This window comes from Variovorax sp. 10L426 (genome assembly GCF_056395305.1).
Genome location: NZ_JBFTJF010000021.1, coordinates 1 through 24,884 on the forward strand (window position 1 = coordinate 1; position 24,884 = coordinate 24,884).

General features: G+C 65.5%; 25 protein-coding genes. 16 read left to right on the forward strand and 9 right to left on the reverse strand.

The features are described 5' to 3' along the window. The 4 genes from AC1DHL_RS25020 to AC1DHL_RS25035 all read right to left on the reverse strand — a co-directional run. Positions 1-354 (reverse strand): WD40/YVTN/BNR-like repeat-containing protein (locus AC1DHL_RS25020; RefSeq protein ID WP_478163727.1); only part of this gene is annotated, 354 nt, incomplete at its 3' end. Positions 355-366: 12 nt separating this feature from the next. Beyond that, positions 367-1,728, reverse strand: coding sequence for a DUF1329 domain-containing protein (locus AC1DHL_RS25025; protein WP_478163728.1), 1,362 nt, complete (start codon positions 1,726-1,728; stop codon positions 367-369). Between the two features lie 34 nt (positions 1,729-1,762). Continuing rightward, positions 1,763-3,598, reverse strand: coding sequence for a DUF1302 domain-containing protein (locus AC1DHL_RS25030; RefSeq protein WP_478163729.1), 1,836 nt, complete (start codon positions 3,596-3,598; stop codon positions 1,763-1,765). A 392-nt stretch (positions 3,599-3,990) separates the two neighbouring features. Next, positions 3,991-4,905, reverse strand: a complete 915-nt coding sequence (locus tag AC1DHL_RS25035) for a LysR family transcriptional regulator (RefSeq protein WP_478163730.1) — start codon at positions 4,903-4,905, stop codon at positions 3,991-3,993. 230 nt (positions 4,906-5,135) lie between these two features. Between AC1DHL_RS25035 and AC1DHL_RS25040 the strand changes: the two genes are divergently transcribed. After that, positions 5,136-5,606, forward strand: a complete 471-nt coding sequence (locus AC1DHL_RS25040) for an Ohr family peroxiredoxin (RefSeq protein ID WP_478163731.1) — start codon at positions 5,136-5,138, stop codon at positions 5,604-5,606. A gap of 84 nt (positions 5,607-5,690) precedes the next feature. Continuing rightward, positions 5,691-6,440, forward strand: coding sequence for an SDR family NAD(P)-dependent oxidoreductase (locus AC1DHL_RS25045; protein WP_478163732.1), 750 nt, complete (start codon positions 5,691-5,693; stop codon positions 6,438-6,440). 69 nt (positions 6,441-6,509) lie between these two features. Here AC1DHL_RS25045 and AC1DHL_RS25050 read toward each other — a convergent pair whose 3' ends face one another. Continuing rightward, the gene (locus AC1DHL_RS25050; RefSeq protein ID WP_478163733.1) at positions 6,510-6,839 is read right to left on the reverse strand and encodes a hypothetical protein; all 330 of its coding nucleotides are present in this window, start codon (positions 6,837-6,839) and stop codon (positions 6,510-6,512) included. Positions 6,840-6,924: 85 nt separating this feature from the next. Here AC1DHL_RS25050 and AC1DHL_RS25055 point away from each other — a divergent pair, with 85 nt between their 5' ends. From AC1DHL_RS25055 to AC1DHL_RS25065, 3 genes are read left to right on the forward strand one after another with little or no spacing between them, the layout of a single operon-like run. Beyond that, positions 6,925-7,383: a transglutaminase-like domain-containing protein gene (locus AC1DHL_RS25055; RefSeq protein WP_478163734.1), complete on the forward strand. Its 459-nt coding sequence runs from the start codon at positions 6,925-6,927 to the stop codon at positions 7,381-7,383. A 10-nt stretch (positions 7,384-7,393) separates the two neighbouring features. Then, a complete protein-coding gene (locus AC1DHL_RS25060; protein ID WP_478163735.1) occupies positions 7,394-8,470 on the forward strand; it encodes an ATP-binding protein in 1,077 nt (358 codons plus the stop codon). Between the two features lie 49 nt (positions 8,471-8,519). Beyond that, entirely contained in the window at positions 8,520-8,783 is a 264-nt protein-coding gene (locus AC1DHL_RS25065) for a hypothetical protein (protein ID WP_478163736.1), read from the forward strand. Between the two features lie 29 nt (positions 8,784-8,812). Here the strand turns inward: AC1DHL_RS25065 and AC1DHL_RS25070 are convergent, their stop codons facing one another. Next, the gene (locus tag AC1DHL_RS25070; protein WP_478163737.1) at positions 8,813-10,531 is read right to left on the reverse strand and encodes a SagB/ThcOx family dehydrogenase; all 1,719 of its coding nucleotides are present in this window, start codon (positions 10,529-10,531) and stop codon (positions 8,813-8,815) included. A gap of 61 nt (positions 10,532-10,592) precedes the next feature. Further along, positions 10,593-10,751 (reverse strand): DUF3309 family protein, encoded by a 159-nt coding sequence (locus AC1DHL_RS25075; protein ID WP_478104338.1) that lies wholly within the window; start codon positions 10,749-10,751, stop codon positions 10,593-10,595. A gap of 257 nt (positions 10,752-11,008) precedes the next feature. Between AC1DHL_RS25075 and AC1DHL_RS25080 the strand changes: the two genes are divergently transcribed. The 7 genes from AC1DHL_RS25080 to AC1DHL_RS25110 all read left to right on the forward strand — a co-directional run bounded on the left by AC1DHL_RS25080 (position 11,009) and on the right by AC1DHL_RS25110 (position 18,821). Then, positions 11,009-11,725, forward strand: coding sequence for a Crp/Fnr family transcriptional regulator (locus AC1DHL_RS25080; protein WP_478163738.1), 717 nt, complete (start codon positions 11,009-11,011; stop codon positions 11,723-11,725). A 394-nt stretch (positions 11,726-12,119) separates the two neighbouring features. Further along, entirely contained in the window at positions 12,120-12,809 is a 690-nt protein-coding gene (locus tag AC1DHL_RS25085) for a Crp/Fnr family transcriptional regulator (protein ID WP_478163739.1), read from the forward strand. A 104-nt stretch (positions 12,810-12,913) separates the two neighbouring features. Further along, positions 12,914-13,180 carry a hypothetical protein gene (locus AC1DHL_RS25090; RefSeq protein ID WP_478163740.1) on the forward strand — a complete coding sequence of 89 codons (267 nt, stop codon included), beginning with the start codon at positions 12,914-12,916 and terminating at the stop codon, positions 13,178-13,180. A gap of 115 nt (positions 13,181-13,295) precedes the next feature. Beyond that, positions 13,296-13,427: a hypothetical protein gene (locus AC1DHL_RS25095; protein ID WP_478104346.1), complete on the forward strand. Its 132-nt coding sequence runs from the start codon at positions 13,296-13,298 to the stop codon at positions 13,425-13,427. 104 nt (positions 13,428-13,531) lie between these two features. Continuing rightward, positions 13,532-14,590 (forward strand): glycosyltransferase family 4 protein, encoded by a 1,059-nt coding sequence (locus tag AC1DHL_RS25100; protein ID WP_478104348.1) that lies wholly within the window; start codon positions 13,532-13,534, stop codon positions 14,588-14,590. Further along, entirely contained in the window at positions 14,587-16,749 is a 2,163-nt protein-coding gene (locus AC1DHL_RS25105; protein ID WP_478163741.1) for an amylo-alpha-1,6-glucosidase, read from the forward strand. The genes AC1DHL_RS25100 and AC1DHL_RS25105 overlap by 4 nt, the downstream gene beginning before the upstream one ends. Next, positions 16,746-18,821, forward strand: a complete 2,076-nt coding sequence (locus AC1DHL_RS25110; protein WP_478163742.1) for a pyrroloquinoline quinone-dependent dehydrogenase — start codon at positions 16,746-16,748, stop codon at positions 18,819-18,821. The genes AC1DHL_RS25105 and AC1DHL_RS25110 overlap by 4 nt, the downstream gene beginning before the upstream one ends. An 18-nt stretch (positions 18,822-18,839) precedes the next feature. On the opposite strand, the gene AC1DHL_RS25115 is transcribed toward AC1DHL_RS25110, so the two are convergent. Together AC1DHL_RS25115 and AC1DHL_RS25120 are read right to left on the reverse strand one after the other, a co-directional pair. Next, positions 18,840-19,634, reverse strand: a complete 795-nt coding sequence (locus tag AC1DHL_RS25115) for an enoyl-CoA hydratase (RefSeq protein ID WP_478163784.1) — start codon at positions 19,632-19,634, stop codon at positions 18,840-18,842. 126 nt (positions 19,635-19,760) lie between these two features. Next, positions 19,761-20,729 (reverse strand): Bug family tripartite tricarboxylate transporter substrate binding protein, encoded by a 969-nt coding sequence (locus AC1DHL_RS25120; protein WP_478163743.1) that lies wholly within the window; start codon positions 20,727-20,729, stop codon positions 19,761-19,763. A gap of 162 nt (positions 20,730-20,891) precedes the next feature. Here AC1DHL_RS25120 and AC1DHL_RS25125 point away from each other — a divergent pair, with 162 nt between their 5' ends. The 4 genes from AC1DHL_RS25125 (at position 20,892) to AC1DHL_RS25140 (ending at position 24,883) form a co-directional block, all read left to right on the forward strand. After that, positions 20,892-21,623, forward strand: a complete 732-nt coding sequence (locus AC1DHL_RS25125) for a hypothetical protein (protein ID WP_478163744.1) — start codon at positions 20,892-20,894, stop codon at positions 21,621-21,623. Between the two features lie 105 nt (positions 21,624-21,728). Further along, the gene (locus AC1DHL_RS25130; protein WP_478163745.1) at positions 21,729-22,991 is read left to right on the forward strand and encodes an MFS transporter; all 1,263 of its coding nucleotides are present in this window, start codon (positions 21,729-21,731) and stop codon (positions 22,989-22,991) included. Between the two features lie 111 nt (positions 22,992-23,102). Next, complete coding sequence (locus AC1DHL_RS25135) at positions 23,103-23,549, forward strand: outer membrane lipoprotein (RefSeq protein WP_478104359.1); 447 nt, start codon at positions 23,103-23,105, stop codon at positions 23,547-23,549. A 95-nt stretch (positions 23,550-23,644) separates the two neighbouring features. Then, positions 23,645-24,883, forward strand: a complete 1,239-nt coding sequence (locus AC1DHL_RS25140; protein WP_478163746.1) for a thiamine pyrophosphate-dependent enzyme — start codon at positions 23,645-23,647, stop codon at positions 24,881-24,883. The last annotated feature ends 1 nt before the right edge of the window (position 24,884 follow it).

Sequence of the window (24,884 nt, forward strand, 5' to 3'; positions counted from 1 at the left end):
GTCGAGCAGGCCCGTCCAGCTCTGCCCGCCGTCGCGCGTGCCGAGCACCACGCCGTCATGGCCGGTCGCGTAGCCGACGTTGCCATCAACAAAGCTCACGGCAGTGAGGTCTGAGCTGACCGGAACCGGCACCTGCGTCCAATGGCGACCGCCATCTTCGGAGTGCACGATGTGGCCGCGCTGGCCGACCGCGATGAGCCGCTCGCCGGCTCGCGCGATGCCCGTGATGAGGCGCTGATCCGCCAGCGCGCTCATTCGAGCAGGCCGGTCCAGCACCTCGCTGACGGTGGCCGCTCCTGCGCCGGGAACGGCCACCGAGCCGAGCACCGCCAGCAGCATGCTTCTGCGTTGCACGTCCACTCCGCTTCAGCGCACGCCGGAGCCGGCCAAGGCATCGGCCGACCACGCGTTGGCCGACAGCGGGTCGGTGTACTTCAGGCCGACGTTGTAGGCGCCCATCAATCCGGTGACGTTGTAGCCGCCCGTGGTGAAGTCAATGACGGATTGGCCCATGGCGGCCGGCGCCGGCACTTCGTACGAAGGGTTCGTGTAGACGAATCCCGCGCGATAGAGCTGCCCGCGTGCGTCGTACTGGTCCGAAGCCACGGCGATCCAGCTGTCTTCGTCCACATAGAAGGTGCGCTTGGCGTAGATGTGGCGCTTGTCGGCCTTCAGCGTCGCCTCGACGACCCACACGCGGTGCTGCTCCCAGCGCACGAAGTCCGGGTTCAGGTGGTTGGCCGTGGTCACGGCGTACGGGTCCTTCGCGTAGACCAGCTTGAAGGTGTTGTAGGGGATCAGCATCTCCTGTTTGCCCACGAGCTTGAAGTCGTAGCGGTCCATCGCGCCGTTGAAGACCCAGGCGTCGTCGTAGGTCGAAGCGCCGGCCGAGCCGGGGTTGGGCGTGTCGTAGGCGATATCGGGTGCGAGCTTCACGCGGCGCTGGCCGGGCAGGTACTGCCAGGCGCGGCGGCCGTTCTTCATCGGGTTGATGTAGTCCTGCGCGAGCAGCGCTTCACCGGCGCGGCGTGCTGGCGCGGTGTAGGCGATCTTGGTGCGGAAGTAGATGTCGTTGTCGGTCGATGCACCGGTGCGCTTCGGGTCGTAGTACGGGTAGTCCATGTAGATCTGGCCCGTGGTGGCCAGCACCGCCTTGCCCGACGCGTCGACGTTGATGGAGTCGTACTGCGTGAAGTAGCTCTGGCCGGTGAAGCGCAGCAGGTGGTTCCACATCACTTCGTTGCCGGTCTTGGGGATCGGGAAGGGAATGCCCGCGTAGGTGCCTTCGAGACCGACGCCGTCATCGGTGGTCTTCACGGCGGTGGCGTTCTTCACCGTGTTGTCGAGCACGTACTTCGGGAAGGCCATCGAGCGGTGCGAGGGGTACACGTCCACGCGCATCGTCGGGTACTTCTTCAGCAGCTCCTTGGTGCCGGCGGTGAGCTTGCCTTCGTACTGCGCCATGTTCTGCGCGGTGATCGCGTAGAGGGGCTTCTCGGCGGCGTAGGGGTCAGGGCGAATGCCCGAGCCTTTCTCGTAGCCGGCCGGCGGCGTGGTGAGGCCGCCCGTGTACTCTGGGATCGACTTGTCGGCGTTGCCTGCGCGTTCTGCACCGGTTTGCGTGAGGGTGGTGCCGAGCTTCTTCGCTTCGTCGGCCGAAACGGCGGCCAGGGTGGACTGGGCGGCGAGCGCGATCAGCGCGCCAGCCCAGAGGGGGCGGGTGTTCATGGGTTTGTCTCCGTTGTGGTTGAGGTTGGACGACTCAAAAGGTCGCCTTGAACGTAAACAGCACATGCCCGCGGTCGGACAGGCTGGCGTAGGTGCCGTTCGGCACGTTCATCGCGCCGGTGGCCGTGGTGCTGTAGTCGCCGTAGAAGCCGACGTACCGCAGCGCGATGTTGTATTTGGCACGGACGTCGGCGGCGATGCCGATACCGTAGGTGCCGGCGTTCTTGTTGCCGCCCGAGAGCACGGCCGAGTTGCCCGACAGCCCGCCCGACCAGCTCAGCGGCAGGGAGATGTCCACGCTCGGGAACACCTGGTACCAGGTGGGCGTGAAGTTCAGGCCCAGGCCGAAGTAGTCCTTGCTGACGGCATCGACGTTCGCGGGGTTGGCCGCGTAGAGCGCGCTGCCCTTGAAGGCACCGGGGTTCTGCGTGACGCTGAGCCAGCGATTCCACACCAGTTCGGCATTCCAGGTGGCGCTGTCGAAGAGCGCGGTCTTCGAGACGGTGCCCAGCAGATTGAACACACCGTGCATGGTGTCGCCGCGAGCGCCGGGCGCATCGTTGCCGAGTTGCGCGAGTTGTGCGAGCGAGATGGCGCCGGTGGCCGGGTTGACCAGCGGTGCGGGCAACACCTGCACGGGCACGCTCTGCAGCGACATGTTGCGGCGGTAGCTCAGTTCCCCGCCAAAGCTCAGGCCGCCGACGCTCTTGGACAGGCTCAGGCCATAGATGTCGATGTCGCGCCCGTAGAAAGCCTGGTACTGGCCGACATAGCCGGCCTGGATCTGGGGCAGTGTGGCCGCGCCTGGATTGATGTAGCAGGTGCTCGGGCCGACGGGGCGCAGTCCGGCGCGCGTGCAGGCTGCGGCGGGCACGCCCGCGGCTACGGCAGGCATGAGGGCGAGCTGCGGCTGGATGTCTGCCGTGCGGCGGCCATAGAGGCCGGCGGTACCGTCCAGCCACTCCGGGCTCCAGCGCGCCGACAAGCCGAAGTCGCCGGTCTTGTTCGGATCACCGCTCGTGGCTTGTAGCAGTCGCTGGCCGGGTCCGGCGATCAGCGATTCGCCGCCGTGCAGCAAGGCATCGTTCACCGTCAGGTAGCTGCCCGACTCCGGATAGCGCACGCTCTCCCAGTCGAAGAAAGTCTGTGCCGACAGCGACAGGTCGGGCCTCGGCTGCACCTGCAGGGTGGCCGAGTTGCGTGGGCGGTAGATCTCCTTGGCCTCGATGCCGGGCGTGGCGAGCGCCTTCCACAGGTCCAGTGAGTACTGGCCGTAGGAGATGCCGTGGATGGCGCCGCCACCGAGCAGGCTCTCGCCCCAGTAGACAGTGGTCTTGCCCAGCCGCAGGCCGACGTTCGTGTCGCCGAAGTCCATGTTGCCGAAGACGAAGGCGTCCAGCAGTTCGCCCGAAGGGCCCTTGGCGTAGCGGCTGGTGTAGGGCGACAGGATGCCGGCCGTCGGCAGGCCATAGGACAGCGTGTTGGCCGTCGCGTTGTTGTGGTTGTCCAGGCTGTTGTAGGCGCCGTCGGCCCAGGCCGCGCCGCTCAGGCGGAAGCCATACTTCTTGTCCACCACAAGGTCCATCTCGCTGAGCAGGTCCAGGCGGTTGGCGATCAGCGAGTGGTTGTTGAAGTTGCGGTCGCCGTCATCGAAGTTGGGGTTGCCGAGGATCGCCTTGTCCTGGCCCTGCACCCGCTGGCCGAGGTTGTAGCGCAAGGTGTTGTCCCAGCGCAGGACGATATCCGGATTGCCGGTGTCGATCTCCATCGAAAGCGCTGACGTGCTCATGGCGAGCAAGGCCAAGGCAGCGCTGGAAACCGCAGTGCGGCGATAAGTGGCGAGGGAGCGCAGCGAAGCAGAAATGAACACAGAATCGTCTCGTGAAAAGTTCTTTGTGGTGCCGGGACTTCCTTCGTCAGGATGAGTGCGTCAGGGGTGCCCGGCTTTGTTCTTCCATCAGCCGACCGCGGGATGACCCGTCACGCCCTAGTGCGGCACGAGTCGTTTCCGTGCGGGAAACTGAACGCTCATTCTGTTGAGCGCGTGCTTCCGTCGCCGGTCTTTGAAGTCAAATCGGTGGTCTCGCCGAGCATCGTTGGCGCAGCGGCCGGGGGCTACCTGCCGCCCCGCGGACATTCATAGCGCCTTGATCCGGCGCCAGAGCCTCGCTCGGGCGGGGGCTGCCAGGTTGGCGGCGATTGACTGGGGTCAGGTTCTCATCGGTTCGTTGCGCAGGAGCTGCTGCAGACGTTTGTGTCCTCTCACCGTCGACGGGCGGAACCGTACGGCGCGAACACCTCCACCGTCCAGTCGACAAAGGCACGCAGCTTGGCGCTCGGGTGCCGGCTGGACGGGTAGGCTACCGACACGGGCATCGGCGGCGGTTCCCAGTCGACCAGCAACTCGACCAGCGCGCCGCTCTCGACGTGCGGCTGCGCCATGAAGGCAAAGGTCTGCGCCATGCCGAGCCCGGCCAGCAGCGCCGTCAGGTGGGCCGTGCTTTCGTTGACCGCGATGACGGCATGCCCATTGATTTCGATGCGCTCGTCGCCGCGCTCGTAGCGCGGCGGAATGTAGCGCCCCGTGCGCGACGAGAAATAGCTCACCACCCGGTGCCCATCGAGCAGGTCGGCCGGCGTCGCGGGCACACCGTGGCGCTTCAGGTAGTCGGGCGTCGCGCAGGTCATGTAGGGCATCTGCGCGACGCGGCGGGCCACCAGCGACGGATCGCTCAGCACGCCGCCGCGGAGCACGCAATCCACCCCTTCGCCGATCAGGTGGACCGGCCGGTCGCCCACGCCGAGCTCGAGCAGGATGTCGGGGTGGCGCGCGTGGAACGCTGGCAGCCTGGGAATCAGGATTCGGTTGGCCAGCGAAGAGCCGATGTCCACACGCAGACGGCCTCTGGGGCTGGCCTGTGCATTCGTGACATCGGCCTCTATGTCGTCGATCTCGGCCAGCACCCGCGAGATGCGCTCGTAGTAGGCCGCGCCCTCCGGCGTCACCGTGACACGCCGCGTCGTACGCTGCAGCAGCCTCACACGCAAGTGGCTCTCAAGTTGCTGGACCAGCTTGGTCACGCTGGGCTTTGGCATCTGCAGCAAGTCGGCCGCCCGCGTGAAGGTGCCGGCTTCGACGACCCGGGCGAACACACGCATAGCTGCGATCTGGTCCATCGCCGAATTATTAGCGAAGTGGAAATAAACATGTCCCGTCCACCATCTTGGTCAGCGCAGGGTCCGACCCGACACTTCATGCCATCGCCACTCACCACTTCTCTTTCCTCCTCCTTCCATCCGTTCCCGGCAAGCGATCCCCGCCCTATCGCGATGCCAATGGCGCACGGCGCATACAAGCGACTGCGCTCCTCGATGACAGGGCTAACCAAACCGAAAAGGAATCCGAAATGACCACCAAAATCCAAACCGTGCTGATGACGGGCAAGACCCATACGACGGCCAGCCGCCGTGAGGGCGCCACGCGCGGCGATGAGCGCGTCGACATCCAGATGTCGACTCCTGGCAAGGCCGGCAATGAAATCGTACTCAAGGCGATCCAGTTGCATCCGACCGCGGAGCAGCTGTTCGCCGGCGCTTGGTCGGCGTGTTACACGGGCGCACTAGGCGTCGCAGCCAAGGCGAAGAAGGTGCCGCTGCCCTCCGACATGTCAGTCGACATCGAAGTGGATCTCGGCCAGATCCGCGACGCGTACTTCATCCAGGCGCGGATCGATGTGCGCATGCCCGGCGTCGCACTCGACGTGGCAGAGGCCATCGCGCGTGCAGCGCATGAGATGTGCCCCTATTCGAAGGCCGTTCACGGCAACATCGACGTCGCCACGAATGTCGTTGCTGCCGCGGACGCCGTGGCAGCGTAGTACCTCGGCCTCCTCATGAACCGAGCCTCGCTGTCGACTCGACAGCGAGTGCTCCCATCACAACCCACCTTCCCGGAGAACAGCATGTCCAAGCCCCTCGCCAACAAAGTCGCCCTCGTCACCGGTGGTTCACGCGGCATCGGCGCCGCCATCGCGCGCCGCTTGGCGCGCGACGGCGCCGATGTCGCCATCAGCTATTCGGCCTCCGCCGACCGTGCCGAGGCGCTGGTCAAGGAACTGAAGGATCTGGGCGCGCGTGCCGCAGCCTTTCAGGCCGACCAAGCCGACCCACTGCAAGTCGAAGCGCTGGTGAACAATGCCGCGCGACGCTTCGGCAAGCTCGACATCCTCGTCAACAACGCCGGCGTGTTCGTGGTCGGTCAGGTCGGCGCGCCCGACAGCGACGTCGCCGCCTTGGAACGTCAGTTCGCTATCAACGTCGGCGGCGTGGCCGCCGCCGTGCGCGCGGCAGTGCCGCTCATCAGCGACAACGGCCGCATCATCTCGATTGGCTCCGCCGCCGCCGATCGCACGCCCTGGCCGGGTGTTGCCGACTATTCGGCGACGAAGGCAGCAGTGTCCGCCTACACCCGCGGCTGGGCGCGCGACCTCGCCCCGCGCAGCATCACCGTCAACACCGTGCAGCCAGGCTCGATCGACACAGAGATGAACCCGCAGGACGGCGACTTCGCCGCCGCGCAGAAGGCCGCCATTCCGCTCGGCCGCTATGGCCGGCCCGAAGAGATCGCGGCGGCGGTAGCCTTCCTCGCAAGCCCCGACGCCAGCTTCATCACGGGCATTTCACTCGACGTTGACGGAGGCGCTGCGGCGTGATCGCGGGCAAAACGGAGCGAGCTCTTTGGGCTCTATGGCTTTAGGCTTTTTTTCCCAGCACGAATTGACTCAGGACTTCTTCTTCCGCAGGAGTTGGCCGAGTCGTGTCTGCGGCGACGTCGGCATCGCGCGCTTGCCGGTGCGATAGGCATCGCGCTGCGACTCCAGCGCTGCGGCCAATGCGGCGACGCTGGCGCTGTCATAGCGCCAGATACCCGTCACCGCGAAATGTGCTGCCTTCGGCGACACCACGATGTCCCGGGCGCCGATGCTCTGCAGGATTTCCGACCGGGCTTCGGCCAGCAAAGCCTCGCGTCCGACGAAGTCCGCGATGGCGCGGCTGAGTTCGATGCCGATAGTATGGATCGATGAGTTGCACTCGGCGATGAAGCTGACCACCTCCGCACGAGCAGCGGCGAGGACATTTTGTGAACCAATCCGAGCAGTCCCTGCGGAAGTGCGAATCAAGGCGCATCATGGGCGGATGAATATCCAGCTCGGTTTTGAAATCGCCTACCAGTTTCCCCAGGCGACGCCGATGATCCTGACCCTCAGCATTCATTACTCGCGCGCCTCGGATCTCCTGCGCCCGGACCATCTGCTCACGAAGCCGGCCGTGCCCACCACTGCGTACCGCGATCTGTTTGGTAACTGGTGCACACGCCTGGTCGCACCCGCCGGCCGCTTTGTGCTGAGTACGGATACCGTGATCCACGACAGCGGCGCGCTGGACATCGTCGTGCCCTCGGCGCCGCAGACGCCGGTGGAGTACCTGCCCGAGTCCACTTTGCTCTACCTGCTGGGTAGCCGCTACTGCGAAACCGACCTGCTGTCCGATTTTGCCTGGCAGCGCTTTGGGACCGGACCGACCGGCTGGGGCCGCGTACAGGCGGTCTGCGATTTCGTGCACAAGCACATTCAACCACCGAGAGGAGTTGATTGAACGTTGCAAGGTGAAGGTCGCGCACCGACCCAGACGGGCCGCGACCGAAGCGCAGCTCGCCAACGGAATTCCGCTGTTCTTGGACCAGTTGATGAGAGCGCTGGAAGCACGACAAGACGGTGATGTTGGCGAGAGCATCCGGATTTCCGGCGCCGCTGGCGGTGATGCGAGCGAATTGTCCGAGATGGGCCTGAGCGCCGCTGCGCACGGCAAGGCGCTCTTGGAGCTGGGGTTTACCGTCGACCAGGTGGTGCATGACTACGGCGACCTTTGCCAAGCTATCACGGACCTCGCGGTGGAGCTCGATGCGCCGTTTTCCGTCGACGAATTCCGCACGTTGAACCGTTGCCTCGACAACGCCATCGCCGACGCGGTCACGGAATTCGCCGTCTGGCGGGACGCCAGCATGGCACTTCAGCAGACTGCCGAGGAGAACGAGCGCCTCGGCATGCTGGTCCATGAGCTGCGGAATTATTTGCACACTGCAACGCTTGCATTCGCGGCCCTGGAATCGGGAAGGGTTCCAATCGGTGGTGCAACCGGCGCCGTGTTGAAAAGGAGCCTGACTTCGTTAGCGGCCCTGCTCAACCTGTCGCTGTCTCAGGTCAGGGGCACAGCCGAAGCTCCGCAGGAGGCGCCCTTTTCGGTCGCGTTGTTCGTCGCGGACGCCAGGAATGCCGCCTCGCTCGAGGCGAGCGGCAAGGGCTGCACGTTCTCGGTCCTCGACGTCGATGCCGCGCTGGGCATCTCCGGGAATCGGGAGCGTCTCCTGGCGGCCTTGGTGAACTTGCTGCAGAACGCCTTCAAGTTCACCCACGCCCACACCGAGGTGACACTGAGCGCCTACGCCGAAGGTGACTATGTTTTGATCGACGTCAAGGACCACTGCGGAGGACTTCCTCCAGGAGCTACCTCACGCATCTTCCAATCCTTTGTCCAGGTCGGTGACAACAAGAGCGGGTTGGGACTCGGTCTTTCCATCGCGCGACGAAACGTGGAGGCTGACGGAGGCGTTTTGACCGTTCGAGACGTACCTGGCACGGGGTGTGTCTTCACCATCAAGCTTCCGCGCAGGATGCTTGACTAGCGATGGTTTCGACAGTCCATACTCTGTGCATTCACCGGAGACGATCTCAATGGAAGAAATCGAGAATCTCTTGCAGACCGAAACGGGGCCGCGTCACGTGATGCAGGGCACTTACCAGGGTACCCGCTTTGAAGTTGTGGCTGGGTACGACATCCGCGAAGACCAATGGATGTTTCATGTCTATCTTCACCACAACCAGGGGGGCACCGATCGACTGACGGAGACCCCCACGCAGCACAAGGCGAACAGCCTTCACGAGGCATTCGACCTTGGCATGAAGTTGGCGACGGGGCGTCTCGCGACCCAGGCATAGACCTGATGAAGTACGACGCATTGCTTGCTTCAAGTGCGTGAACTGCTCGCACCATAGGGCTCCAGCGTGGTAAGTCGGCTGTCTTCCACCGGGCCGCCGATCGTGAAGTGATAGAGCGACTGGAACTCCAGGTCGCTGAAACCGAACACCCGGTGCACCGGATCGTCGAAGAAGCAGCCGATGCCCGTGGCACCTATGCCCGCCGCTTCGGCCTCCAGATACAACACCTGCCCGATCACCCCCGTTTCCCAAAAGAGCTGGCGATAGAACCAGGGCCCGTGCGTGAACAAGGCGTCTCGATACTCGGCGATCATGCCGAGCGAAAAGACCCCATCGCCCGCGATGTCCTGAAAGCAGCTCACTTGCGTCGCAAGCTGCTTCGCGTCGCCGCTTTCCAGCCTGCGAAGGGGAAGGTCCGCCGGGCATCCAGGGGGCGTAGACCAGTCGAAGTGCTGATGCATGGCGCGCTTCAGCTTGTCCAGCTTGGCCGGGTCGCGGACAAGTACGTACAGCCCTGGCTCGAGTCCGTCCACCCGATGAACGAACAAGGCGAGGTGGATGCGCGGCTCCCAGGCCATGGCATCCCAGGGCAGTGGCCGCTGGTTCGTTTCCATTTCCACGCGTGGCATCACACGCGCGAGCATGCCGTAAAAGCGCTTGGTCGTGATCGATGTCCGGCCGTCGCAGGCCAGGAGGCTGCGCCGCTGGCGGATGATCTGCCCGGCCGACGGCCCGTCTGGGAACGCTGCGGTTGGATGCGCCGGGGCAGGTGCGTCGAACAGGTCCAAGGCATCTCGCTGTCCCATCGGTTTGCGTGAGGCGAGCACCACCTCGTCGATGACGGTCCATGCGACGGGGTCGTCGCGGCTGAGCCGGTTCGCGGTTCCGCACCAGTCTTGCTTCGTGAGCTCGCGCGCCAGCAGCGGATCAAGGCCGAGCGGCAGCGCGCGCTGCGGGCCCGCACACCACGGCCCCGCCGAATCGCTCGGCCAGACGAGCATGACGAGTTCCGGTTGTTCGCGCTCGGCGCCTGCGAAGTCCTCGGCGCGGTTCAGCCCCAGCAAGACTTCGATGGTTTCATCTGCCAGGCCGTGCAACACGACAGCGCTCCAACCCAGGGTCGCGGCGGCGATGCGAAGCGTGCCGATGGCATGACCCGCGTCGTGCTGACAATAGCGGAATGCGCGTTCGCCGTACTTCCACGCTTCGCGCCAGTGGATGGACGAGAGGCCGACCAGAAAGGCCTGTGGGGGAAACTCCCGCATCAACAGCGCGAACCATTCGGCGGAACCATGCGCGCGCCGTTCAAGGCCGTGTTCACTCGGCGCGTAGTGGTACAGGCCGGGCGCGAGCGCCTGCCCGGGAAACACGCCGATCAGCAGATAGCCCTCGGTGGGATGCAGGTTGCCGCTCGATGGGTTGCTGCGCAGTGCCCACCGCGTGCCGCCCGCCTGCTTCCAGGCCGACAGCGCCAGCGCGTATTCGAACAGGCGCGACAGCGAGCGGATCGTGAGCGGCGCGCTCGGCACCGAGCCCCACCGATAGATGTCCTCGTAGCGAGGCGACACCGGCTCTTCGTCCGCCACAAGGATGGGAAACTGCGTGAGCGGCGCCCCCTCGTATCGACGGAACGGGTTGGGCTGGTTCACCCAATCCAGCGCGCCGGCGGAACGCGCATAGCGGTGAAACTGGTGCTTGGTGCGCTCGTGATAGCGCAGTACCGCTTCGAGTTTGTCGGCGTCGTCCATCGGGGTCAAAGCACCTCGACGACATCGCCCACCTGGATGAAGGCGACAGCGCGCGCCTTTGTCACACCCGGCCCGTCATCACCAGTACGACGACGACAACCAATACCAGCCCCAATCCGCCGACGGGCCCGTAGCCCCAACTGCTACTGTGAGGCCACGAGGGAAAGGCGCCGATCAGCATCAGGACCAGGACAATCAACAAGATAGTGCCGAGGCTCATACGGTTCTCCTAAATATGCATGTCCATGATGCGTGCCGGCCGTGGAACCCAAAAAGCCCGACGGGGACATCGTCGCCCGCCGGGGAAAATGGGAACAGTCGTCGGCATCGAGGAACCGCCCTCGATGGGCGGGTGCCGAAGCAACCTCTACCAGCGCCGACAGACTGTCGTATCGGAGCTTGGAACAATGCGTGCCACTCGTCTGTGCGCCGCCGTACATTACAAGGTCGATCTGTGCGATAGCGAACAGAAAGACTATGCCCATGCCCGAACCGAGAAAGAACCAGCTGCTTTCGGCGCTTCCCGATGCTGAATGGCGGCGCTGGCTCCCGCAGCTGGAAGCGGTCGAGATGCCGCTGGGACAGGTACTGTATGAGTCTGGCAGCACGTTGAGCCACGTCTACTTTCCGACCACCGCCATCGTCTCCTTGCTGTACGTGATGGAGGACGGCGCATCTGCGGAGATCGCCGTCGTCGGCAATGAAGGCATCGTGGGTATCTCGCTCTTCATGGGCGGCGAGTCCACGCCCAGTCGAGCGGTCGTGCAAAGCGCCGGTCACGGCTTCCGGCTCAAGTCCCAGGTGCTCAAGGAGGAATTCAACCGGGCTGGACCGGTTCTGCACCTGCTGCTGCGATACACCCAGGCGCTGATCACGCAGATGGCGCAAACGGCGGTCTGCAACCGGCACCATTCGCTCGACCAGCAACTGTGCCGCTGGCTGCTTCTGAGCCTGGACCGGCTGCAGGGCAACGAGCTCGTGATGACCCAGGAGCTGATCGCCAACATGCTCGGCGTGCGTCGGGAAGGCGTGACCGAAGGCGCCCTCAAGCTGCAAAAGGCAGGCCTGATCAGCTACTCGCGAGGGCGCATCTCGGTGCTGAATCGTCCGGGGCTCGAGCTTCGCTCCTGCGAGTGCTACGCAGTGGTCAAGAAGGAATACGACAGGCTCCTCCCAAAGCAGGTCGCGATCTAGAAGCAGCCGTCGAGACGTTTGGAGGCAAGGCTCAAGTGGCCTCGCGATCTCTGCGCAGGCTCTCTTGTGCAGAATGCTCCGCGTTCGTTTGCAAGGCCACGACGCAATAGGGTCGACCTTCCACAAGCGCCCAAATGGAGGCGCGCAGCCAGTTGATGACCAAGTCGGGGCGTTCCTCCCGCGGTACCTCTCTGATGACGATCACCATATCGACCCCTGCATCCCCGAGCCACGGGGCGCAAGCCGCACTTTGACCGGGAACACGCACCGCGTCTGTTCGATACCGCTCATACGGAGCGCGGCAATTCATTTGCTGCTCTGTGCGCTGGCACACAGTCGCGCCTCGCGGCTTCGCGCAGACTGGCGTATCCAAGCAAAGCACCGGGAGAACGCCTTGGCCGCTGCCGAGAACCATCTCATCGAACTGTTGCCGCGCAACGACCGCCGGTCTCTGCTCACGGCCTGCGCTTCCATCGAGCTGTCGCTGGGCGAAGTGTTGTACGAGCCAGGCACGGAAACGAGTCACGTCTACTTTCCTGTCGATGGCTTCATTTCGCTGATCGCGCGAATCGACAACCATCCCGGTCTGGAAGTCGGAATGGTCGGCCGCGAAGGCATGCTGGGATTGCAGCTTGCTCTTGGCGTGGTGAACGCGCCATTGCACGCGGTGGTGCAAGGCGCTGGTGCCGCTTGGCGAATCACAGCCGCCGATTTCCGTCGCGAGCTTGGGGCTCGCCCGGCGCTGCGGCGCATATTGGACCGCTACACCCATGTCTCGATGTCCCAGTTGGCGGCGTCTGCCGCATGCCTGCGTTTTCATCAGATCGGTCCGCGTCTTGCGCGCTGGCTCTTGATGAGCCAGGACCGCGCCCACGCCGACAGTTTCCATGTCACCCAGGAGTTTCTGGCGTACATGCTGGGCGTGCGCCGCGTTGGAATCACCTTGGCCGCCGGTGGCTTGCAGCGCCACGGATTGATCGAATACAGCCGCGGCACCCTCAAGGTGCTCGATCGCCCAGGACTCGAAGCGATGGCCTGTGCCTGCTATGCAGCGGACAGCAAAAGCTACGAGGGACTGCTCTGACTTCGCGCGAAGGAAAGGGTGTGTTCTGTGCGCTGACGAACAGACGAGAACCGGCCGCGGCTCTACAAGGGGAGATTGGGCGCCGCCCTTTTCGAGCAAACACCATGGACTACGACAGCGACTCCAAGCGACTCCCCTATCACGGCTGGGAAATACGCAGCAACCTCACGAACGTATCTTTCGAAGGCACAGTGGCTGCCGGCGCGACGCTGTATTTCGCCGAGGCATGCAAGTGCCACATCATGTCGTGCAGGCAATTCGCCGATGGCAGCGATGCCATCCGGGCGATTGAAACAAAAGCGGCGCTCTGGATCGATGACCGCGAAAGCAATCCCAGGACTGATGATGTCGAACCCTCCCTTCTTTCATGAACCATCGGGGTCCGTCCATTTTTGGGTCCCCATTGACGGCGAGTTCGTCGGTGCGCGCATTGGCAGGGAAACATTGCACTACTGCTATCGGCCAAGCGCCAGTGATGATGAGCCGATGGACACCTACGCGCTTCATTCACAGGAGATCGACGACGCGGTGCGTCGCCGCTTCGCAGCCGGCTCCGTCGAGCCCATCCTGGTGCGCGAGCACGATCTGCACGAGCCGACCGGAAAGGGCATCGAGTAGTGCCAGAAGACATCGCGCCCATCAGGAATGGCCGCGCAACCCGGAATCGGACCTTGTGATGCGCATCGCGCGCATCGCAACCAGCACTGGATCGGAACAATGACATGAGGATTGCACAGGTGGCCCCGTTGTACGAGGCGGTGCCGCCGAAACTGTATGGCGGCACGGAGCGGGTGGTGGCCCATCTCACGGACGCTCTGGTCGATCAGGGCCACGAGGTCACGCTGTTCGCCGCCGGCGAGACACAGACCAAGGCCAGGCTGGTCGCGACACGCGCCCGGCCTCTGCGGCTGGACCGCGGGCGCCTGAACTCGGACCTGGCCAGCCACCTCACCATGATTCACGAAGTGCGACGGCGTGCCGATGCATTTGACGTCATCCACTTTCACGTCGACCTGATCCACTTTCCCTTCTTCGAGGGCATGCCGGAACGCACGCTCACGACCCTGCATGGTCGGCTCGACATCGACGACCTGCGCGGCGTCTATGCACGCTGGCATTCGTATCCATTGGTGTCCATTTCCAGCAGCCAGCGCGCCCCGCTGCCGGATGCCAACTGGTATGCCACGGTGCAACATGGCATGCTGCCCGATCACTACCAGTTCAGTCCACGGGCCCAAAGGGGCTACCTCGCCTTCCTGGGGCGGATTTCGCCGGAAAAGCGACCCGATCGGGCGATCGAGATCGCGATCGCGGCTGGTGTGCCCCTGAAGATTGCGGCCAAGGTGGACGCCGTGGATCGCGTCTACTTCGACGAGTGCATCCAGCCCCTGCTGGGCCATCCGCTGATCGACTTCGTGGGCGAGATCGGCGACTCCGAGAAGAGCGCGTTCCTGGGTGGCGCGCGGGCGTTGCTGTTTCCAATTGACTGGCCCGAGCCTTTTGGCCTGGTGATGATCGAGGCGATGGCGTGCGGCACACCCGTCATCGCCTGGCGTTGCGGTTCGGTCCCGGAGGTGGTGGAGCACGGCGTCTCGGGTCTCATCGTCGACGACATCGCTGGGGCCGTGAAGGCAGTGCACGGTATCGGAGAGCTGTCGCGCGCACGCGTGCGCCGAGCGTTCGATGAGCGCTTCACTGCGCAGGCGATGGCCAAGCGCTACGCCCGCCTGTATTGGCAACTCGCTGGCAACCACCGTCTGCACGAAATCGAGGTGGCATGAACACGCCCCATCCGCAGGCAGTGCCGCACCCTCAGCCCGCAACGGCGAACGCATCGGAGCCGCGCACGCCCGAGCATCTCTACGTCCTCAAGGATGGCGACGGCTTCGTGGTTGCCGACCCCTATGGCGACATCGCGGGTTCGGGCGATGGCTTCTTTCTGGAAGATACACGCCTGCTGTCGAGCTTCTACCTGTTGCTGGGAGGCGTACGGCCGACCCTGCTGTCCAGCGCGGTCAGCCGTGACAACGTGTTTTTCACCGCGCATGCCACCAACCGACCGCTGCCCCCGCTCGGGGACGAATCCTTGCCGCAGGGCGTGGTGCACATCGAGCGGCGTCGCCTCCTGTGGGACGGGCTGCTACGCGAGAGCATCACCTTGAGGAACTACGGCATAGCGGTCACACGCCTTCAGCTCAGCCTGGCCTACGGTGCGGACTTCAGCGACACCTTCGAGGTGCGTGGGGAGCGCCGTTCCCGGCGGGGCGAATTTCTGCCCGCCAGGGTGCATAGCAAGGGCGTCGAATTGGGATACCGAGGGCTGGATGGCGTGGAGCGGCGAACCCGCGTGGTGTTCTCGATCCAGCCTACCGCCATCGACGAGAAACGCTGCCGCTTCGACCTTGTCCTGAACGGTCGCGAGGATGTTGTCCTGTATGTGGACATCGGCCCGGCTGCGCTGGCACCGACGCGCGCGCAGTTTCGAGCCGCGAGCGCTGCCGCACGTCGCAGCATGCGCACTCGTCAGCGCGCCGGTGCGCGCGTGCGGACATCCGCCCGGCAGTTCCAGGCCTGGCTGGATCGGTCGGAAGCCGACCTTGCGTTGCTGACCACTGCACTGCCGACAGGGCCCTATCCCTATGCTGGCATTCCTTGGTTCTCGACCCCCTTCGGCCGCGACGCAATCATTACCGCGCTGCAAACGCTTTGGCTCAAGCCATCCCTCGCGCGCGGCGTGTTGGCCTACCTGGCCAGCCATCAGGCTCGGGAGACGTCTGCCTTTCACGATGCGGAGCCCGGCAAGATCATGCATGAACTGCGCAAGGGCGAAATGACGGCGATGGGTGAACTGCCCTTCGGCCGCTACTATGGCGGCGTGGACACAACGCCGTTGTTCGTTGCGTTGGCGGCTGCATATGCCCGGCGCACCGCGGATCGGTCCTTCATCGCGGAACTGTGGCCTGCGCTGGTGGCCGCGACCGCCTGGATTCTGGGCAATGCGAGTCGGTATGGCGGATTTCTGTCTTACGCGCGTGCGCAGGCTTCCGGCTTGGCCAACCAGGGTTGGAAGGACAGCCACGACGCCATCTTCCACGAGAATGGGCGCACGCCCGAAGGACCAATTGCGCTGGTCGAAGTTCAAGGCTACGCGGTCGCTGCACTGAAAGGAATGGCGCTGCTGGCGAAGTGGCTTGGGCATGACACGGCAGTCGCGCCCTACGCGGAGGCAGCCGAGGCCTGGCGGGAGCGGGTAGAGGCGCGCTTCTGGCAGGAAGACATGCAGTTCTACGCCCTGGCGCTGGATGGTGCCGGTGCGCCGTGTCGCGTCTATGCCTCCAACCCAGGGCACTTGCTGTACGTGGGATTGCCAGGCGCCGAGCGCGGTCGGGCCGTCGCGCGCCAACTGCTTGCTGCCGGCCTCGAGTCGGGATGGGGGCTGCGCACGCTGTCGTCCAAGGCCATTCGCTACAACCCCATGTCGTACCACAATGGGTCCGTCTGGCCCCACGACGTGGCGTTATGCGCTGCCGGCATGGCGCGCTACGGCGAGCGGGACAGCACGGCGCGATTGACGAGCGAGATGTTCGAATGTGCCAGCTTGATGGGTATGCGTCTGCCCGAACTGTTTTGCGGTTTCGAAAGGGTCAATGGTGAGGCGCCGGTCTCCTATCCGGTGGCATGCCTGCCCCAAGCCTGGGCCGCCGGCTCGGTGTTCATGTTGCTGCAGGGCTGCTTGGGCATCGACATTGACGCCATGCACGGACGCATTGTGGTTGAGCAACCGGTTCTGCCCGACGAGATCGATGCGCTTGTGCTGCGCGACCTGCGCTTGCCCCAAGGCGCCGTCGACCTCAGTTTGTGCCGCAGGGGTGGCAATGTGCAGGCGACGGTCTCGCGGCAGTCGGGGGCGGATCACCTGCAAATTGATCTGCGTTTGTGAAACGCGTACGACGTCCCCTCGCCCCCTTCATTCTTGGCGTGACGGCTGCGTTGTCGTGCCCTGTCGCCGCGCCGGGAGCCCTGTCGCCCGACATTGACTGGCCGGAGTATGGCGGCGACGCCGGCGGGCGACGCTACAGCGACGCGGCGCTCGTCACGCCCGCCAACGTCGACGAGTTGCGCCAACAGTGGCTCTATCGCACCGGCGACGCGTTGAGCCGCCCTGCAGGACTGATGCGTCGTGTGAAGTTCGAGACGACGCCCATCCTCGTCGCCGACAAGCTCGTGCTGTGCTCGTCCTTCAACGAGATCATCGCTCTCGACCCGGCGACGGGTGCCGAGGCCTGGCGCTACGACCCGAAGGTCGCGATCGATCGGCGGCCTGCGAATCGCTTCAACTGTCGCGGCGTCGCGCAGTGGCGCGATCCCGCGGCGCCGGCCGACGCGTCCTGCGCGCTGCGCGTTGTGAGCGCGACGACCGACGGGCGCCTGATCGCACTCGACGCGCGCACCGGCCGGAGCTGCGCCGGCTTCGGCAACGGCGGCCAAATCGAGATCGACGCCGGCGAGCTTCTCTGGCCAGGCGAATTCCAAGTGTCGTCGGCGCCGGTCGTGGTCGGCGACGTCGTGGTCGTCGGTTCGTCGATCGCCGACAACGCCCGCGTCTCGGCGCCCTCGGGGCGCGTGCGCGCGTTCGACGCGCGCAGCGGCACGCCGCGCTGGAGCTGGGAGCCACTCGTGCCGCAACCCGGCACGACGACGGGCGCGGCAAACGTCTGGGCGCCGATGTCGGTGGACGCAAAGCGCGGCCTGGTCTTCCTGCCGACGTCGAGTCCCAGCCCGGATTTCTACGGCGGTCTGCGCCCGGGCGCGAACGAACACGCCAATTCGGTGGTCGCGCTGCACGCGTCCGATGGCACGCTCGCCTGGGCCTTCCAGATCGTCAAGCATGACGTCTGGGACTATGACCTCCCGGCGCAGCCGACGCTGACCACGTTGACCATCGCCGGCCGCCCTCGCGACGTCGTCGTCCAGGCGACCAAGCAAGGCTTCGTCTTCGTTCTCGACCGCGACACCGGCGCGCCGGTCTTCCCGGTGGAGGAGCGTGCCGTGCCACAAGGCGGCGCACCCGGCGAGATGCTCTCGCCGACTCAGACCTTTCCTTCCGACATGCCGGCGCTCGTGCCGTCGACACTGCGCGCGGACAACGCGTACGGCTACACGTCGTGGGACCGCGGTGCGTGCCGCGATCGCATCGCCTCGTTGCGCAGCGAAGGCCTCTACACACCGCCGAGCGTGCAGGGAACGATCATCTTTCCGATGACCGGCGGCGGCGCCAACTGGGGCGGCGTGGCGGTCGATCCGCGCGGCGTCGTCTTCGTCAACACGACGCGAGCCGCTCACGTCGTGCGACTCATCCCGCGCGCCGACTTCGCGGCGACCAAGGCGGCGAACCCCGGCAAGGAAGTGAGCCCGCAGTCCGGAGCGCCGTTCGCAATGATTCGGGAGACCCTGCTTTCGCCGATCGGCATGCCCTGCAACCCGCCGCCCTGGGGAACGATCGCTGCGCTCGACCTGAATCAGCGCAAGATCCTTTGGGAGGCGCCGCTCGGGACGACCGAAGACCTCTTCCCGCTTGGCATCGCGCTGTCGACCGGGACGCCGAACTTCGGAGGACCCGTCGCGACGGCCGGCGGCCTGGTGTTCATCGGCGCAGCGATGGACCGTTACCTGCGCGCGTTCGACTCGACGAGCGGCGTCGAGTTGTGGCGTGGCCGACTTCCCGCGTCGGCGATGGCCACGCCGATGACTTATGTCTGGCACGGACGACAGTATGTCGTCGTCGCCGCCGGCGGCCACGGTGAGGTCGGAACAGAGACCAGCGACGCCGTGGTCGCCTTTGCGTTGCCCGTGTCGGGGGAATCCCCTCGGACATTGTGGGACCGGACGATTGATCAGCCCGGCGGTCGCGCGGCGCTGCGGATCGGCGCCATCATCGCGGGAGTCATCGCTCTTGTCGCTCTACTGCGGCGCTGGCGCCGGCGACGCGGGCGTCGCGTCAGTCCACGTTGAGTGGGTGGTCCGATCAAGTCAGGACGCCCATTTGGGCGGGCGCTTCTCCAGGAATGCATCGACGCCTTCGCCGGCATCTTCTTCCATCATGTTGCGCGCCATGACGTCGCCGGCGTAGGCATACGCTTCGGCGAGCGCCATCTGGCGTTGCCGATAGAACATGGCCTTGCCGTAGCGCACTGCGGCGGCACTCTTTGCAAGAATCTCGGCGGCCTTCTGCGCGATGGCGGAATCCAGGGCCTCGTCGGCAACGGCCTCGTTGATCAGGCCCCAGTCCGCAGCGGTTGCGGCGTCGACAAAGCGCCCGGTGACCAGCATGTCGAACGCACGCTTCGCCGACATGTTCCGTGACAGCGCCACCGACGGTGTCGAGCAGAAGAGACCGACGTTGATCCCCGACACCGCGAATCGGGCCGACTGCGCCGCGATCGCCAGGTCGCAACCGGCCACGAGCTGGCACCCCGCGGCCGTCGCAATGCCGTGCACCCGCGCAATGACAGGCACAGGAAGCGCCTGGATGGCCTGCATGACGCGGCTGCAGCGGGCGAAAAGCGCCTGGTAGTAGGCAAGTTCAGGCTTGCCGCGCATCTCGCGGAGATCGTGCCCTGCACAGAAGGCCTTGCCCTTGGCCGCGATGACCACGCAGCGCACCTCGCGGTCGACGGCCAGCGCATCCAGTTGCGCCTGCAGCGCGTCAAGCATCGCCTCCGAAAGCGCATTGAATTGCGCCGGGCGGTTGAGCCACAGCGTCGCGACACCGCGCAGATCCTCGCGCACGACGATCCGAGTCGGCTCGGGCGTCTTCTCGGGCATATCGGTCTTCATCGAACGCACCTCCAGGACAGGTTTGACGCGAGCAGCACCTACTGCATCTTCTGCACAAGCACGAGTGCCGCCGGCACCAACACCGCGCGAAGGGTCTTGCAGGTTGTCATTGCATCAGTCTTCTTTCATGCCGGTGGCCTTGACCACATTCCCCAGCCGCGTGCGCTCTTCGTCGACGAACTTCACGAACGAGGCACGCGTGCCGCCGATGGGCTCGATGCCCATGCTCTTGAGGCGTTCCACCGTCGCCGGCATCTTCATCGCCTTGTCGATCGCATCGGCCATCTTGTCGAGGATCGCGTCGGGCGTGCCGCGCGGCGCGTGCACGCCGGCCCAGTGCGCGATGCGGATTTCAGGGAATCCTTCCTCGCTCGCCGTCGGGAGCTCGGGGTAGGCGGAAATACGCTGCGTCCATGTGCCGGCCAGCGCCTTGAGCTTGCCGCTCTTGACGTAAGGCAGCACCACGATGCTGGCCTCCGACGTGGCCTCGACCTGGCTGCCGAGCACCGCGGTGATCGATTCGGAACCGCTCTTGTAAGGCACCACGTCGAGCTTGGCGCCGTATTTGGTTTCAAGAATGCCTTCGACGAAATGCGGCGTGCTGCCGGTGCCGGCGGTCGCCCAGTGGAAACCGCTGCCGGCCTTCTTCGACGCCGCGACGAATTCCTTCAGGTCCTTGTAGGGCGCGTCGGCCGGCACAACCACCACTGAGGGCGCGAGGCCGATCAATGCGACCGGCACCAGTTCGCCGTCCTTGTAGGGCATGGTCTTCTTGATCATGCTGTTGGAAATCACGCCCGCGGCGCTCACCAGGAAGGTGTAGCCGTCCGGCGCGCTCTTGGCCACGATGTCCGCACCGAGGATGGCGCCCGCGCCAGGCTTGTTGTCGACGACGATCGGCTGGCCGAGCACCTTGGAAGCGCCTTCGGCGGCGGCGCGCGCCATCAGGTCGTTGGCGCCGCCGGCCGAGAACGGCACGACGAGACGGATCGGCTTGGTGGGCCAGGTCTGTGCGCCCGCGCTGCCGGCGGCGAATGCCGCGGCGAGACTGACTGCGAACGAAAGACGGCGAAACAATTGCATGGGTGTCTCCAAGTGATGTAGGGTTTTGGGGGTGATGCTAACGCGGGGTGCCACGGATTCTGCCGTTCGACGATCGGGCAGAAAGTAGGAAGCGACTGGCAGACATTGCAGCGCCGTGCAACGAAAGTGACGCATCATCTTGCCAACGCACCGGAGTCTTGAATGGCCGTGATCTGCGCCGTCTGCCACACCGAAAATCGCGATGCAGCGATGTTCTGTCACGGCTGCGCCCGCAAGCTGCCCGCTTTCGTGGCTACTGCGCCCTCCTTGCTGGAGACCATGCGGACACGCGACGCAGAGGCCGCCGCCCGACCGTCGTCCCGGCTGGCGGCCGTCACGAGGCGCGCGGTGCGCGAACCCCTGTTTCCCCTTGGCGTGGCACTGCTTGTCGCGGCGCTGACCGTGGGCTGGTATGCGCAGGCAACGCGCGAGCCGCCCAAGGCCGCGCGCGTCGCAAGCGCCGTGAGCGCGGTGAGCGCGGTGAGCGTTGCCGCCAAGCCGGCGGTGGTTGCGCCCGCCGCGGTCGCCGTCGCGCCGGTGAAGCCCGAGACGCCCAAGCCCGCCGACCCTGTTCCGGTTGTCGCGTCTTTGGCGCCGGGCGAGATCGAACTTTCGCCCGGCCCCGCCATGGCGCCCGTCGCGCCCGCGCCGCCGGTCGCCTTGGCCGCTCCGACCGAGCCCGACCGTCGGTCGCCACCGCGCGCGGCAGCGCCCCCACGTCAGGTGGCTCTCGATCCGCGCCATGGCTGCGAAACGCTCAACTTCGTCTTTGCCGCGCGCTGCGAGGCCGCGCATTGCGACAAGGCCGAATACGCCCGCCACCCGCGCTGCAACCTCGTGCGCGAGGAGCGCCGGCGCGACGAGGCCCGTCGCAACCCCACGCTGGGCTTTTGAACGGCGGGCCGGACTGGACCCGGCATCCGTCGCGCCGCGCGATGGTCCACCCCGCCGATGAGCACGGCTCGTGCAGGAGCATCGTCCTAAGATGCCTGCGTGCCCATGTCCTCTTCCACGACCCCCTCCGCGACCCCCTCCACGACTCCTTCCGCGACGCGTCCCGATCCGCAATCCGCAGCGGCCTCGCCCGTTGATTCGCACTGGCGCCGCAACCTCTACGTCTGCATGTTCGGCTCGTTCACCACGATCGTGGCGATGACGCTGCTGCTGCCGTTCCTGCCGCTCTTCGTCGAGCAACTCGGCGTGAAAGATCCCGCGGGCATCGCGCAATGGTCCGGCGCAGCCTATGGCGCGACCTTTCTGTCCGCGGCATTCGTCGCGCCGCTCTGGGGTCGCCTCGCCGACTTGTACGGCCGCAAGTTGATGCTGATCCGCGCAAGCCTCGGCATGGCCGTCGCCATGGCGCTCATCGGCACCGCACAGAACGTCTGGCAGCTTGTGGGACTGCGACTGCTCGCGGGCTTCCTCGGCGGCTATGCCTCGGGCTCGACCTTGCTGATCGCCACGCAGACGCCCAAGGAACGCTCCGGCTGGGCGCTCGGCACGCTGTCGTCGGCCATCATGGCCGGCAGCCTGGCGGGCCCGCTCATCGGCGGCGCGCTGCCGCCGTTGATCGGCATCCGCTGGACTTTCTTCGCGGCGGGCGCGGTCATCTTCGTGGCCTTCCTGGCAACACTGTTTCTGATTCGCGAAGACAAGAAGCCGCCCGCCGCGAAGACGGCGAAGTCGCGCGGCGGCTGGTCGAGCGTCGAGAACAAGCGGCCCGTGGTCGTCATGTTCGTCACCGGCACGCTGCTGATGCTGGCGAACATGTCGATAGAGCCGATCATCACCGTCTACGTGCAGCAGCTCGTCGGCGACCCGCGCCATGTCACGATGGTCGCCGGCCTCGTCATGTCCGCCGCGGCCCTGGGGAGCATTCTCTCGGCCGCGCGTCTGGGCAAGCTCGCCGACCGCGTGGGGGCGTGGAACGTGATCGTGGGCTGCCTCGCGGTATCCGCGGTGCTGCTGATCCCGCAGGCTTTCGTCACCGCAAGCTGGCAACTGGTCGCATTGCGCTTTCTGATGGGCCTGTCGCTTGGTGGCCTGCTGCCGTGCATCGCGCATGTGATCCGGCACAGCGTGCCCGAGCGATCGGCTGGCAGCATGCTGGGTTACTCGGTGTCCGCGCAATACACCGGGCAGGTCGTCGGGCCGCTGCTCGGCGGCTTCATTGGCGGGCATTTCGGAATGCGCTTCGTGTTCCTGGCGACCTGCGTGCTGATGGCGGTCGGCGCCGTGCTGAACTGGCGCGCACAGCGCTAGGCCCTGTCTAGCAGAAGACAGCCAAAGAAGGAAGCCGGCCGAACATGCCTGTGCCGACGCGAATCGAGTCCAAACTGTCGCGCTGACAGTCATACACAAGGATCGATCTCCATGGCATTCCCTCTCTTCTCCCGCATTGCCGCTCTCGCCACTGCGCTTGTCCTGACCGCCTGCGCTGCACCCGGCGGTCCGCAATCGGCGCCCATGTCGATCAGGCAGGGCAAGATCGAGCAGATCACGCCGACCACCATTCGAAGCCCGGCGCACACGGGCGTGGGTGCCGTCGTCGGCGGCCTCACCGGCGTCGGCCTGGGCAGCCTGATCGGCGGAGGAACGGGACGCGATGTCGCCATGGTCGCGGGCGCCGTGGGCGGAACCATGGCCGGCGCCGAGATCGCCAACCGGGCCGCGCAGCCAATGCCAGGGCAGGAAGTCTTCGTTCGCACCGACAGCGGCGTGCTGGTCGAAGTGACCCAGCCGGTCACCCCCGGCCTGCGTGTGGGCCAGCGGGTGTTCATCCAGGGCAACGGCGACGCAGCCCGCGTCATTCCTCAATAGCAGTCGCTTCGGCCGGAAGCCGTTCCTGTTCCTCCAATGCGCCGGGTGGCGCATACTTTCCCGATGGCGTGACAGGCCCGCGCCGAGGGACGAAGATGAAATCGCCGCAACCTCTGCGCTTGTACGTGCCCGAGCCGACCGGGCGACCGGGTCACGAGACCGACTTTTCCTACCTCCACCTGTCGCCTGCCGGCGCCGTGCGCAAGCCGGCGCTCGACGTGTCACCGGTCGACACTGCCGACCTCGCTTTCACGCTGGTGCGCGTGCTCGACCAGGACGGCCGCGCGGTCGGCTCGTGGGCACCGGAGGCCGACGTGCCGCTTTTCAAGCGCGGCCTGCGCGCGATGATGAAGACGCGAGCCTTCGACGCGAAGATGCTGATTGCGCAGCGGCAGAAGAAGATCTCGTTCTACATCCAATGCCTGGGCGAGGAAGCCATCGGGACGGCCCATGCGTTCGCCATCCAGCCGGGCGACATGTGTTTTCCGACCTACCGCCAGCAGGGGCTGCTGCTGGCGCGCGACGACATTCCAATGACCGAGCTGGTTTGCCAGTTGATGAGCAACGGGCGCGATCCGATGAAAGGGCGCCAGTTGCCGGTGATGTACTCATACAAGCGAGCCGGCTTCTTCTCGATCAGCGGCAACCTGGCGACGCAGTTCATCCAGGCGGTCGGATGGGCCATGGCTTCGGCGATCAAAGGTGACACCAGGATCGCCTCGGCGTGGATCGGCGACGGTGCCACCGCCGAAGCCGACTTCCATACGGCGCTCACCTTCGCGCATGTCTACCGTGCGCCGGTGATTCTCAACGTCGTCAACAACCAGTGGGCCATCTCGACCTTTCAGGCCATCGCCGGCGGAGAGGCAACGACTTTCGCGGCGCGCGGCGTCGGCTGCGGAATCGCCTCGCTGCGCGTCGATGGCAATGACTTTCTCGCGGTGCTCGCCGCGTCGCGCTGGGCGGCCGAGCGGGCGCGCAGCAATCTCGGGCCCACGCTGATCGAATGGGTCACTTACCGCGCTGGCGCACACTCGACGTCGGACGACCCGTCGCGCTATCGGCCTGCCGACGATTGGCAGCATTTCCCGCTGGGCGACCCGATTGCGCGGCTGAAGCAGCACCTGGTCGGCCTGGGCGCCTGGTCCGACGAAGAGCATGAGCGCACGCAAGCGCAGGTCGAGGCCGACGTCGCCGCCGCACTGAAGGAGGCCGAGCGCTATGGCGGCACGCTGATCGACGGTCATGTCCCGCCGATCGAGTCGATGTTCGAGGACGTCTACAAGGACATGCCGGCGCATCTGCAAGAGCAGTTGCGGCAGGCGCGTGGCTGAC